Origin of the sequence: Luteimonas sp. FCS-9 (genome assembly GCF_001014645.1) — a bacterium.
In the GTDB taxonomy this organism is placed as follows: Bacteria; Pseudomonadota; Gammaproteobacteria; order Xanthomonadales; family Xanthomonadaceae; genus Luteimonas.
In genome coordinates this window covers 77,958-90,899 of sequence record NZ_LASZ01000004.1, presented here as the reverse complement: position 1 = coordinate 90,899, position 12,942 = coordinate 77,958, and the positions used below count along the sequence as shown (strand labels likewise).

The following is a 12,942-nucleotide window of genomic DNA, read 5'->3' as shown; positions in this document are numbered from 1 at the left end:
CGACGACGGGTGTGCGTTCGCATGTCCTTGATCGGCGGCTTGCTATCGCAGGCGTTCGTCCATCCGTGGGAGCGTTCCATGCCGGAGAAGAAGACCACCGCGCGCGCCGCGAAGGCCAAGCGCGAAGGCAAGTCCGCCAGCACGCAGGCCGGCGAGTTCGTCCGCGAGGAGATCGAGCACGTGCGCGAAGGCAAGCACGGCGCCAAGTCGACCAAGCAGGCGATCGCGATCGGCCTGTCGAAGGCACGCCGTGCAGGTGTCGACGCCAAGCCTTCGAAGACCGCCTCCAAGGCCACCAAGAAGAAGGCGGCCCAGGACTCGGCCAAGGCCGGCACGGCCAAGGAGCCGTCGGCGACCCGCTCGCGCGGCGCGAAGAAGGCGCTCAAGACCGCGAGCAAGAAGACGCCGGCCAAGAAGGTCGCGAGCAAGCAGGCGCTGTCGACCCAGGCCAAGAAGGCGGCCTCGAAGCGGACTGCGGCCAGCCGCTCGGCCGCCGCGAAGAAGGCGGCGAAGACCAAGGGCGCGGCGGGACGCAAGGCGGCGGCGAAGAAGGCGGCGCGGACGCGCAAGCAGGATTGAATGCCATGCCGGTGGGTCCGGCGGCCGGCGGCGGCATGCCGCCGCCGGCGCGGGGGCGGACGTCGGCTCAGCCCCGCGACGGCGCGTCGTCGTCCGCGGGCGCGTCGGGCCCGCCCGACTCGACGGTGCCGTCCGGGTTCACGCGGCGCACGAACGTCGGGCCGGTGATCAACGCCGGATCGTTGCCCTCGGCCGAAGGATTGTTGTCGTGCGCGTAGTCGGCGCCGCGCGCGGCAATCCGGTCGTTAACGGCGACGTTGTCGGCCTGTTGCGGCTGGTCGGAATGGGTGGCAGAGCCTGCGTCGTGCTTGCGGGACATGGAGGCGCTCCATCAGGGGGAGCGCCGATGTTGAGAGATCCGGCTGCGGTGTCGCGTGAATCCGATATCGCCCACCTGTGTCGCAGACCGTGGTGCGTGTATCGGGGAGCGTGACGCGGCTCACGCTCCGCTCGCGCGCACCGTCGTATCGTGCGACTCGCCGTGTCGCGTGGTGCGGGCCGTCGTTGGACGCACGATGCAGAGCGCGGGATCAGCTGCAGGGGGAAGCGGAATGCCGAGGGGGCGGGCCAGAAAACGGGTGGCCGAGCGCTGGGGCTCGGTGGCGACGGTGCGCGCGATCGGCGTCGCGCTGGGACTTGCCATCAGCATCGGCCTGATCGTGCTGCTGGCGCTCGACCGGCAGACGCGGATGCAGGCGGCCGACCGCCAGAGTCTGGCGATGGCGATCGGCGTCGACCGGCTGCTGCACCTCGAACTGCGCAACGTCGAGCGCACCTTGCGCGGCATCGCGTCCGATCTGGATCGCGAGATCGCGCCGTATCGCGCCGGCGACGACGTGCGGCTGCAGGCATTGATCGCGGGGGTCGTGGCGCGTTACGACGAGCTCGCCTCGATCGTGCTCTACGACGCCCACGGCCGGGCGCTCTCGGCGGGCGCCGACGTGCCCGACCTGCGGGCGTGGACGATGACCGCACCCGGACCTGCCTCCGGGCCGGGCGTGATGCGACTGGGCGACCTGCATCGCGGCGATGGCGGCTGGGAACTGCCGCTCGTCCTGCCGGACGGCCGCGGCCACTGGCTGGTCGCCAACCTCCTGACCCGGGAGCTGGACGCGATGACCGAAGGTTTCGACATCGGACGCGACGGCAGCGTGGTCATCTACACCCACGACGGCGAGGTGATCTCGCGTTTCGGTCGCGGGCGCTCGCAGGTCGGCCGCAAGGTGACGCTGCCGGATCCGGCCGTTCACGATGGCGCGCGTTTCAATGTGCGACGCGTCAGCCAGCTCGACCACGTCGAACGCGCGATGGGCTTCAGCCGCACCAGCGACTATCCGCTCGTCGTCAGCGGCGGCCTCAGCGTCCGCGAGGTCCTCGCCCCCTGGCGCGTGTACGCCGGCACTGCGCTGGCGCTGGTCGTGACCTACTGGATCGCGCTCGCCGCCGTGGTGGGCCGGCTGCGTGCCAACGAACGGGCGCAGGTCGGGCTGATGGCCGAGATCGACACCCAGGCCCGGTGGCTGCGCCAGGCACAACTGGCCTCCCAGATCGGCGTGTGGCGGATCGAGGAGGGCGATGATCGCGTGCGCGTGACCGACGAGATGGCCGCGTTGTTCGGCCTCGTCCCGGAGCGGGGCACCATCCCGCTCGACGCGTTCTTCGAGCGCATGCATCCCGACGATCGCGCGCGGACCCTGGCGCAGTTCGAGGTGCTGCGCCGGCGCCGGGAGGCCTACGAGCAGGAATACCGGGTGCGGTTGCCGGACGGTCGCATCCGCTGGTTGAAGGGCAACGGGGCGACGGTCGTCGACGGCGGTCGCGAGGTCATGACCGGCACCGTCATCGACGTGACCGAGCGCCGCGACGCGCAGCTGCGGGTCGAGCGCGCGGAGATGCAGTTCCGCAACCTGTTCGATCGCAACCCGCTGCCGGCCTGGGTCTACGACGTGGACACGCTGAACGTGCTGGCGGTCAACGAAGCGGCGATCGAGGTCTACGGCTACCGCCGCGAGGCCTTCGTGGGCATGCGCGTGACCGAGCTGATCGCACCGGAGGATCGCGATGCCGGCACCGAGGTGATCCTGCGCTGCGGCGAGGGCAGCGCCGAGCGGACCTGGACCTTGCTCACCCACGACGGCCGGCGCATCGACGCACGGGTCCACGCACGCGACATCGAGATGCACGACGCACGTGCGCGCCTGGTGCTGGCCGAGGACATCGGCGCGCGCCTGGCCTACGAGCGCGATCTGGCCTGGCGCGCCCACCACGATCCCGATACCGGCATGCTGACGCTCGCGGCGCTGGCCGAGCAGCTCGACGCGCACTGCGCCGCGAACGCCTGCAACGGCTTCGCGGTCGCCTACGTCCAGCTGCGGGATCTGGAACTGATCGCGCCCACGCTGGGGCGGCGTACCGGCGAGGCGGTGCTGCGCGAGGCCGCGGCCCGCTTCGCGCGGATCGCCGAGCGCTACGGCCTGGGCGGCTACGCGCCGCCCGAGACCTTCGCGATCGCGGCGTTCGACCGCGCCGCGCTGCCGTCGCTGGTCCAGGCGCTGGTGGCGGCCAGCGACGTGCCGGTGGAGGCCGACGTCGGCATGTTCCCGCTCGAGGCCTGGATCGGGCTGGCCGACGGGCCCTGCGACGACGGCGGCGCCGAACACGTGATCGCGCACGCCGCGCTCGCGGCGCTGCAGGCGCGTCGCGAGCGTACTGCGGTCGTGCGCTACGACGAGGCGATGGCCGCGCAGGCGGCCGAGCGCCTGGCGCTGGTGCGGCGCCTGCGCAAGGCGTTCGACCAGCGCCAGTTCGAACTCTTCTACCAGCCGATCCACCGCCTGCGCGACGGTGCGGTGGTCGCGTTCGAGGCGCTGCTGCGCTGGCGCCAGGAGGACGGCAGCTTCGTGCCGCCGGCGCAGTTCGTGCCGCTGTGCGAGGAGTCCGGCCTGATCGTGCCGATCGGCGCCTGGGTGATCGAGGAGGCGGCGCGCGCGAGCCGGCGGCTGTCGGAGGCCGGGTCCGACGCGGCGATCGCGGTCAACGTGTCGGCGGTGCAGTTCGAGGCCGGCCTGCCGGTCGACACGATCCGCGCGCTGCGCCAGGCGCATGCGCTGCGTCCGGGCGCGCTGCACCTCGAGCTCACAGAGAGCGTGCTGCTGCGCGATCCCGATGCGGTGCGCGCGCAGATGGGGCGGCTGCGCGACGAGGGCGTGTGCCTGTCGATCGACGACTTCGGCACGGGCTTTTCGAGCATGGCCTACCTGCGCGAACTGCCGCTCGACCACCTGAAGATCGACCGCGCCTTCGTCCGCGATGTCGTCGACGACGCGCGCAGCGCGGCGATCTGCCGGGCGCTGATCGGGCTCGGCCACGGCCTGGGCCTGTCGATCATCGCCGAGGGCGTGGAAGACGCGGCGCAGCGCGACTGGCTGGTGGCGCACGGTTGCGACCAGGCGCAGGGGTTCCACTTCGGTCGTCCGCAGCCGTTCGACCAGGCGCTCGCGCTGTTGCGGGCCCACTGATCGCCGCGGCGGTGTCGCCCGCCTCGCCGCGTGCGCAGGCGAGGCCGCAGGCCGCGCGCATGCAACGCATTCGCATCTCCCTGCCACGCCCGTGCGGGGGCGTCGATCCACGGCGGGTGCGGGGTCGGCACAACTGACGTGCTCGGCCCACCGGCGGTTCCGCGTTCTGCACGGTCCCGCCACATCCTCGCCGCTAGCGTCGGTGTGTTCGCTCACCGGCTACCCAGGGAGAAGTACCAAGATGGCCAAGTCCCCCAAGCAACCCCCTTCGGCCGACGCTGCCGCGCAGCAGGTGTCCGCGGCGCGCGCGTCCGACAGCGCGGCCTCGCACGCACCCGCGCCGGGCACGGGAGATCTCCAGGCCGATCAGGCCGCCGACACCGAGTTCCTCGCGGCCGAGTTCACCCACAACGAGAACAAGGCGTCCGAGTACGGCCGCGACGAGGCGACCGCGCCGCGGCGCGGCCGGCAGGTGGCGCCGCCGTCCGACCTGCCGACCGCCAGCACGCTGGGCGAGTCGAACACGTCGGCCAAGGTCGGCTCGCGGCCCGCGCCCGGCGCCAACCCGACCGTCGAGTCGCTCGACCGCGTGCGCGTCGACGCGACCGGCCGGCGGCTGACCACCAACCAGGGCGTGCCGGTCGCGAACAACCAGGACTCGCTTAAAGCAGGCCTGCGCGGCCCGGCGCTGCTCAAGGACTTCATCCTCCGCGAGAAGATCACCCACTTCGACCACGAGCGCATTCCCGAGCGCATCGTGCACGCGCGCGGTTCGGGCGCGCACGGCTACTTCGAATGCTACGACGCGGTGCCGTCGCTGACGTGCGCGGCGCCGTTCCAGGAAGCCGGCAAAATCACGCCGGTGTTCGTGCGCTTCTCGACGGTCGCCGGCGAGCGCGGCTCCAAGGACACCGCGCGCGACGTGCGCGGATTCGCGGTGAAGTTCTACACCGACGAAGGCAACTGGGACCTGGTGGGCAACAACATCCCGGTGTTCTTCATCCAGGACGCGATGAAGTTCCCGGACCTGGTGCATGCGGTCAAGCCCGAACCGCACCACGCGATGCCGCAGGCCGCGTCCGCGCACGACACCTACTGGGACTTCGTCTCGCTGATGCCCGAGTCCACGCACATGCTGCTGTGGCAGATGTCCGACCGGGCGATCCCGCGCAGCTACCGCATGATGCAGGGCTTCGGCGTGCACACCTTCCGCTTCGTGACCGCCGAGGGCGTGTCGTCGTTCGTGAAGTTCCACTGGACGCCGGTGCTCGGTACGCACGCGCAGCTCTGGGACGAGGCTGTAAAGACCTCCGGCTGCGATCCGGACTTCCATCGCCGCGACCTGTGGGATGCGATCGAGGCGGGCGAGTATCCGGAGTGGGAGCTGGCGGTGCAGGTGTTCTCCGAGGAGGATGCCGAGCGGTTCTCGTTCGACGTGCTCGATGCGACCAAGATCGTGCCCGAGGAACTGGTTCCGCTGACCCCGCTGGGCCGGATGGTGCTCAACCGCAACCCCGACAATTTCTTCGCCGAGACCGAGCAGGTCGCGTTCTGCACCGCGCATGTGATTCCCGGCATCGACTTCACCAACGATCCGCTGCTCGCCGGGCGCATCCATTCCTACGTCGACACCCAGATTTCGCGGCTCGGCGGCCCCAACTTCCACGAACTGCCGATCAACGCGCCGATCGCGCCGGTGCACAACAACCAGCGCGACGGCATGCACCGGCAGGCGATCCATCGCGGGAAGGTTGCCTACGAGCCCAATTCGCTGGGCGGCGGGTGCCCGTTCCAGGCGGGCAAGGCCGGTTTCGTGCCGTTCCCCGAGCCGGTGGCGCAGGACGAGGTGCGCGGCAAGCCCGAGCGCTTCGCCGAGCACTTCAACCAGGCCACGCTGTTCTACAACAGCCAGACGCCCGTCGAGCAGGCGCACATCGTCGCCGCGTTCCGGTTCGAGCTGTCGAAGGTGACCGTGCCGGCGATCCGCGAGCGCGTCGTCTCGATGCTGCGCAACGTGTCCGACGATCTCGCCGGCAAGGTCGCCGAGGGGCTCGGCATGCCGTTGCCCGAGCCGATGCCGCGCGTGCTGCCCGATCCGCCGGCCCCCGAGGTCGAGGTGTCGCCGGCGCTGTCGATGCTGGCGCGTCCGGGCGAGGCGGGGATTCGCACCCGCAAGATCGCGATCCTGATCGGTGAGGGCAGCGATGCCGACCAGGTCGCCGCGCTGCAGAAGGCGTTGCTGGCCGAAGGCGCGGTCGGTCGCCTGGTCGGCCCGCGCGTCGGTGCGTTCACCGCCGCCGATGGCGCGAGCCTCGATGCCGATGCGTCGCTGGAGAACGAGCCGTCGGTGCTGTTCGACGGCGTCGCGATCCCGGGCGGCGAGGGCGCCGTGCGCCTCACCCGCGACGGCCGCGCGGTGGAGTTCGTCAGCGACCAGTTCCGCCATTGCAAGGCGATCCTGGCGCTGGGTGACGGCGCCGACCTGCTCCAGGAAGCCGGCATTCCGCTCGACGACGACGCCGCTCTGATCGTGGCGGACGACGGGGACGACGGATCGATCGGACGCTTCGTCGAGGCGCTGGCGCAACATCGCAACTTCGACCGCGAGCGCGACCCGCCGATGATCTGAGGCGCCGCTGGCGTCCCCGTGGGCCACCGCGCCACGTCGTGCACGCGGCGCGTGCGGTCCCGGGGCGCGGCACCGCCCCGGTCGCCGCACTCCGCTTCCCGAAAAGGAGAGGCCATGAGCACTGGCATCACGCGTCCGGTCTGGCTCGACGATTCCGAGCCGACGGCGGACAGGTTCACCGAGAAGAATCCCAGCCGCGAGCAGGATGTGGTCGTGGTCGGTGCCGGCGTGGCCGGCCTGACGGCAGCCGTGCAACTGGCGCGCGCAGGACGCGACGTGCTGATCGTCGAGCGCGACGACGTCGGCGCCGGCGAGACGCTGCGCACCACGGCGCACCTGGCATCCGCCCTCGACGACCGCTTCTTCAACCTTGCGCGCCATCACGGCGAGGCGGGCGCGCGTCTGGCGGCCGCGAGCCATGCCGCGGCGATCGACTGGATCGAGGCGATGGCGCGCGACGGCATCGACTGCGATTTCCGGCGCGTGTCGGGCTACCTCTTTCCGCACGATGAAGACGTCTCGGACATCGAACGCGAGTACGACGCGGCGCGCCAGGCCGGACTCGACGTCGAGCGGCTGCCGGGCCTGGATGCACTGCCCGCGCTCGGCGGGCCGGTGCTGCGCTTCGCCGGACAGGCCCGCGTCGACATCGGCCGCTACATGCAGGGTCTGGCGGAGGAGGCGCGGGTCGCCGGCTGCCGGTTCCACCGCGCCGAGGTCGACCGCGTCGAAGGCGGGGACCGGCCGACCCTGACGCTGGGCGAGCGCACGCTCCAGGCGCGCGCGGTCGTCGTGGCGACCAACGTGCCGTTCCATCCCACCGGCGCCACGTTCCACAAGCAGGCGCCGTACCGCAGTTTCGTCGTCGCCGGCGAGATCGCGGCCGACGCGGTGCCCGACGGCCTGTACTGGGACGATGCCGATCCCTATCACTACGTACGCCTGCATGCGCGCCGCGACGGGACCTGGATGCTGATCGTCGGCGGTGCCGACCACAAGACCGGCCAGGACGACGATCCGGAGGTCTACGCACGGCTGCAAGCGTGGGCGCGGGCGCGGTTTCCGGGTCTGGGTACGTTCACCCACGCCTGGTCGGGCCAGGTGCTCGAGCCGGCCGACGGACTCGCGTTCCTCGGCGCGGATCCCGCCAACGAGAACGTCTACCTGGTCACCGGCGATTCGGGTAACGGCATCACCCACGGCACCCTTGGCGGGCTGCTGATCGCCGACCTGATCCAGGGACGCGACAACCCCTGGATCGAACTCTACGATCCGGGTCGCAAACCGTTCCGCAGCGGCGGCGCCTGGATGCGCGAGAACGCCAACGCCGCGCTGCAGTTCCGCGACTGGATCAAGCCGGCCGACGCCGCTGCGCCCGACGACATCGCGCGCGGGACCGGCGCCGTGCTGCGGCGCGGGCTGCGCCGCGTCGCCGTCTATCGCGCGGGCGACGACAGCCTGCACGCGCACGATGCGCGCTGCCCGCACATGGGCTGCGTCGTGCGCTGGAGCACCGAGGAGAAGAGCTGGGACTGCCCCTGCCATGGCTCGCGTTTCGATGCGCGTACCGGGGCGATCCTCAACGGGCCGACCGACCGCCCGCTGGCACCGTGCACGCTCGACGGCGAGCCGGTGGAGCAGTGAACGGCGCGGCCTGGGCCTATGCCGGCTACCTGGCCTGGCTGGTCGCAGGACTGGGCGATTTCGTGTGCCATCGCCGGCAATGCCTCGCACAGACGTCCGGCGTCGCCGAATCGACGATGCACCTGCTGCAGTTGGCCTTGCTGGGGGCGGCCGTGATGATCTGGCTGGCATTCGGTCCGTCGCTGGCCGCACTCGGCTTCCAGGTCCTGCTGGTGTGCGCGCACGCGGCGGCCGGCTACGTCGACACGCGGATCGCGTACCGCACCCGCGCGATTCCGCCGGTCGAACAGCATCTGCACAGCGTGCTCGACATGGCGCCGTGGATCGCGCTGGCGGTGCTGTTCGCATCCGAGGGCGCGCAGGCGTGGCAGGCGGGCTGGACGCTGCCGGCGCGCGCGTTCGCCGTCGATCGCGTACAGGTCTGGGGCCTGGTGCTGGTGCCGCCGCTGCTGCTGTGCGTGCTGCCTGCGGTGCTCGAGTTCCGGCAGGCCGCGCGCGCCGCCCGCGCGCGCGACGCGGACATTTCTTCCGTTCGCATCCCGGGCCCGCGATGACGGCTCACGTCGGTCCGACGCCCGCGACGGCCCAATGGCGTCTCGACATCAACGAGGAGACCCGGGATGACCAAGGCGAACGAGAAGCGCGTGCTGGAGTGGCTGTCGGATGCGCATGCCATGGAGAGCGAGGCCGAGACGATGCTCAAGGGCCAGGCCTCGCGGCTGGAGCATTACCCCCGGCTGCGGCAGCGGATCGAGCAGCACGTGGAGGAAACGCAGGGACAGGCGCGGCTGCTCGAAGCACGCATCAAGGCGCTCGGCGGGTCGACGTCGACCGTCAAGGACGTCATGGGTTCGGCGACGGCGGCAATGCATGCGGCCGGCAATTCGATGATGAGCGACGAGGTCGTCAAGGGGTCGGGCCTGAGCTACGCGTTCGAGCACCTGGAGATCGCCACGTACCGCGCGATCATCGCGGCCGCGCGCAAGGTGGGCGATCAGGAGACCGAGGCGGTCTGCCAGGAGATCCTGGCCCAGGAAGAGGCCATGGCCGAATGGCTGGCCGCCAATCTCGACGAGACCGTGCTCACGTATCTGGACCGGGACGAGACCGAAGGGCAGACGGCGAAGCGTTGATGCCGGTGGCTGCGGCCTCAGTGCGTCCCGTTGGCGCCTGCGCAGGCCGGGGCGCGCATGGGTCCTGAACTGATCGGCTGGGCGGCCTCGGCGATCCTGCTGGCCACGCTTGTCCGGCAGATCGTCACGCAACTGCGCGACGACAGCGCGCGCGGCGTGTCGAAGTGGCTGTTCGTCGGCCAGATCGCGGCCTCGACCGGCTTCGTGACCTACAGCGCGCTGGTCGGGGACTGGGTGTTCATCGTCACCAACGCCTGCATCCTCGTCACCGCGATCGTCGGCCAGGTCGTGACCTGGCGCAAACGGCGACGCGCGGGCGCCTAGGGCGCCTGCGCCCGCGCACCTGCCGGAGGACGATGGGCGCACCGGGTATTGCGCGGGCACGGCCCCGGGCATTGCGCCCGGGACCGGGGTCCGACGTCGCGCTCAGACGACGTCGGGCTCGCTGAACGCCTCGGGCGCGTCCTCGGCCGAGCCGACCGGGATGCAGCTGCAGAACACGTTCTTGTCGCCGTGCACGTTGTCCACGCGCGCGACCGGCGGCCAGTACTTGGTCTGGCGCAGCGTTTCCAGCGGGAACGCGGCCAGTTCGCGCGGATAGGCGTGGGTCCACTCGCTGGCGGCGACCTGCATCGCGGTGTGCGGCGCATGCTTGAGCGGGTTGTCCTCGCGGTCCAGACGGCCGTCCTCGACGCTGCGGATCTCGTCGCGGATCTGGATCATCGCGTCGATGAAGCGGTCGAGTTCGTGCAGCGATTCGCTCTCGGTCGGCTCGACCATCAGCGTGCCCGCGACCGGGAAACTGAGCGTCGGCGCATGGAAACCGAAGTCGATCAGGCGCTTGGCCACGTCCTCGGCGCTGATGCCGGTCGCGTCCTTGATCGGGCGCAGGTCGAGGATGCATTCGTGCGCGACCAGGCCGTTGCGGCCGGTGTAGAGCGTGGGGAAATGCGGCGCGAGGCGCTTGGCGACGTAGTTCGCGTTGAGCAGCGCGACCTGGGTCGCGCGACGCAGGCCGTCGGCGCCCATCATCGCGATGTACATCCAGCTGATCGGCAGGATCGAGGCCGAGCCGTGCGTGGCGGCCGAGACCATGCCGACCTCGCCGTCGGCGCCGAGGCTTCGGGGCAGGTAGGGCGCGAGATGCGACCTGACCGCGCACGGGCCCACGCCCGGGCCGCCGCCGCCGTGCGGGATGCAGAAGGTCTTGTGCAGGTTGAGATGGCTGACGTCCGAGCCCCACTTGCCCGGCTTGGCCAGGCCGACGAGGGCGTTCATGTTGGCGCCGTCGGTGTACACCTGACCGCCGTGGCGGTGGACGATGTCGCAGATCTCGACCACGTCCTCCTCGAACACGCCATGCGTGGACGGGTAGGTGATCATGATCGCCGCCAGCCGGTCGGAATACTTCTCGGCCTTGGCGCGGATGTCGTCGACGTCGACGTTGCCGTCCTTGTCGCAGCGGGTCACGACCACGGTCATGCCGACCATCTGCGCAGACGCCGGGTTGGTACCGTGCGCCGATTCGGGGATCAGGCAGATGTCGCGATGGCCCTGGCCCTGCGCGCGCTGGTAGGCGCGGATCGCGAGCAGGCCGGCGAATTCGCCCTGGGCGCCGGAATTGGGCTGGAAGCTGACGGCGTCGTAGCCGGTGATCTCGACCAGCATCTTCTCCAGGCCGTCGATCAGCTCGGTGTAGCCGGCGGTCTGGTCGGCAGGTGCCAGCGGGTGGATATTGGCGAACTCGGGCCACGTGACCGGAATCATCTCGGCGGTGGCATTGAGCTTCATCGTGCACGAGCCCAGCGGGATCATCGTGCGGTCCATCGCCAGGTCGCGGTCGGCCAGCGTGCGCATGTAGCGCAGCAGCTCGTGCTCGCTGTGGTGGGTGTTGAACACCGGGTGCTGCAGGAAGCGCGTGCTGCGGCGCAGCGCCTGCGGCAGCGCGTCGGCCGTCGCGGCATCGAGCGCGTCGATGTCGAGCCTGTCGGCGGCTGCTCCCGGCATCCTGCCTCCCGCGGCGCTCGCGCCTTCCTGCGCGTCGCCGAAGAGCCCGGCCAGTGCCACGACCTCGTCGCGCGTCGTGGTCTCGTCGAGGCTGATGCCGACCGACGCGGCGTCGATCGCGCGCAGGTTGAAGCCGGCCGCACGCGCCTTGGCGTGCAGCGCGCCGGCGTCGACGCCGGTCACGTGCAGGGTGTCGAAGAACGCGTCGCCGACCGCGACGCCGGCCTGGCGCAGCGCGGCGGCCAGGATCGAGGCGAAGCGGTGCGTCCGGCGCGCGATGCGTGTCAGGCCTTCCGGGCCGTGATAGACGGCGTACATCGAGGCCATGACCGCCAGCAGCACCTGCGCGGTGCAGATGTTGGAGGTCGCCTTCTCGCGGCGGATGTGCTGCTCGCGCGTCTGCAGCGTCAGCCGGTAGGCCGGGTTGCCGGCGGCGTCGACCGACACGCCGATCAGGCGGCCGGGCATCGAGCGCTTGTAGGCGTCGCGGCAGGCCATGTAGCCGGCGTGCGGGCCGCCGAAGCCGAACGGCACGCCGAAGCGCTGTGCGCTGCCGACGACGATGTCCGCGCCCCAGGCGCCGGGCGCCTCGATCAGCGCCAGCGCCAGCAGGTCGGCCGCGACCGCGACGATGCCGCCGCGCGCGTGCACCGCCTCGGCGACCGCGGCGTGGTCGTCGATCCGGCCGAAGGTGTTGGGGTACTGCAGCAGCACGCCGTAGCTGTCGGCGGTCGCCGCGTCGGCGGCGGGACCGACCTGCAGCGCGATGCCCAGGCCGGCGGCGCGCGTGCGCAGCACGTCGAGCGTCTGCGGGTGCACGTCGTCGGCGACGTAGAACACGTTGGACTTCGACTTGGCCGAGCGCTTGGCCAGCGTCATCGCCTCGGCCGCGGCGGTCGCCTCGTCGAGCAGCGAGGCATTGGCGATGTCCATGCCGGTCAGGTCGGCGACCATCGTCTGGAAGTTGATCAGCGCTTCCATGCGGCCCTGCGAGATCTCCGCCTGGTAGGGCGTGTACGCGGTGTACCAGGCCGGGTTCTCGAGGATGTTGCGCAGGATCACGTTCGGCGTGTGGGTGCCGTAGTAGCCCTGGCCGATGACGCTGCGCAGCACCGTGTTCTTCCTCGCGACGTCGCGGATCCTCGCCAGCGCCTCGACCTCGGTGGTCGCGGTCGGCAGCGCGAGCGCGGCGGGCGACCGGATGCTGCCGGGCACGATCGCGTCGGTCATCGCATCGAGCGACGCGTGGCCGACGACCTCGAGCATGTGGGCGATCTCGGCGTCGTTCGGGCCGATGTGGCGCTCGACGAAGGCCGAGGGGTGTTCGAGGTCGCGCAGGGGCGATGCGGTCATGGCGGGCATCCGGTAGGGCGGCTGGGGGCGGAGGGCCGACGGCATGCCGCGCCGCGCCGGGGAGGGCATGCGGCGGCGG

The 12,942-nt window shown here is 71.1% G+C and carries 9 protein-coding genes; 7 read left to right on the top strand and 2 right to left on the bottom strand.

What is annotated here, in order from left to right; translation table 11 throughout:
- Positions 1-78: 78 nt before the first annotated feature.
- Positions 79-579: a hypothetical protein gene (locus WQ56_RS05165; RefSeq protein WP_047136029.1), complete on the top strand. Its 501-nt coding sequence runs from the start codon at positions 79-81 to the stop codon at positions 577-579.
- Positions 580-646: 67 nt separating this feature from the next.
- Here WQ56_RS05165 and WQ56_RS05160 read toward each other — a convergent pair whose 3' ends face one another.
- Positions 647-898 (bottom strand): hypothetical protein, encoded by a 252-nt coding sequence (locus tag WQ56_RS05160; RefSeq protein WP_047136028.1) that lies wholly within the window; start codon positions 896-898, stop codon positions 647-649.
- A gap of 259 nt (positions 899-1,157) precedes the next feature.
- On the opposite strand from WQ56_RS05160, the gene WQ56_RS05155 reads away from it, so the two are divergent.
- The 6 genes from WQ56_RS05155 to WQ56_RS05130 all read left to right on the top strand — a co-directional run bounded on the left by WQ56_RS05155 (position 1,158) and on the right by WQ56_RS05130 (position 9,827).
- Complete coding sequence (locus WQ56_RS05155) at positions 1,158-4,097, top strand: EAL domain-containing protein (protein ID WP_052772854.1); 2,940 nt, start codon at positions 1,158-1,160, stop codon at positions 4,095-4,097.
- Positions 4,098-4,338: 241 nt separating this feature from the next.
- Positions 4,339-6,726 carry a catalase gene (locus WQ56_RS05150; protein WP_047136027.1) on the top strand — a complete coding sequence of 796 codons (2,388 nt, stop codon included), beginning with the start codon at positions 4,339-4,341 and terminating at the stop codon, positions 6,724-6,726.
- Between the two features lie 114 nt (positions 6,727-6,840).
- A complete protein-coding gene (locus WQ56_RS05145) occupies positions 6,841-8,370 on the top strand; it encodes an FAD-dependent oxidoreductase (RefSeq protein ID WP_047136026.1) in 1,530 nt (509 codons plus the stop codon).
- The gene (locus WQ56_RS05140; protein WP_047136025.1) at positions 8,367-8,924 is read left to right on the top strand and encodes a hypothetical protein; all 558 of its coding nucleotides are present in this window, start codon (positions 8,367-8,369) and stop codon (positions 8,922-8,924) included. Before WQ56_RS05145 ends, WQ56_RS05140 begins: the two co-directional genes overlap by 4 nt.
- Positions 8,925-8,990: 66 nt before the next feature.
- Positions 8,991-9,503 carry a ferritin-like domain-containing protein gene (locus tag WQ56_RS05135; protein WP_047136024.1) on the top strand — a complete coding sequence of 171 codons (513 nt, stop codon included), beginning with the start codon at positions 8,991-8,993 and terminating at the stop codon, positions 9,501-9,503.
- A gap of 57 nt (positions 9,504-9,560) precedes the next feature.
- A complete protein-coding gene (locus WQ56_RS05130; protein ID WP_047136139.1) occupies positions 9,561-9,827 on the top strand; it encodes a hypothetical protein in 267 nt (88 codons plus the stop codon).
- A 102-nt stretch (positions 9,828-9,929) separates the two neighbouring features.
- Here the strand turns inward: WQ56_RS05130 and gcvP are convergent, their stop codons facing one another.
- Entirely contained in the window at positions 9,930-12,872 is a 2,943-nt protein-coding gene (gene gcvP / locus WQ56_RS05125; RefSeq protein WP_047136023.1) for an aminomethyl-transferring glycine dehydrogenase, read from the bottom strand.
- Positions 12,873-12,942: the final 70 nt, after the last annotated feature.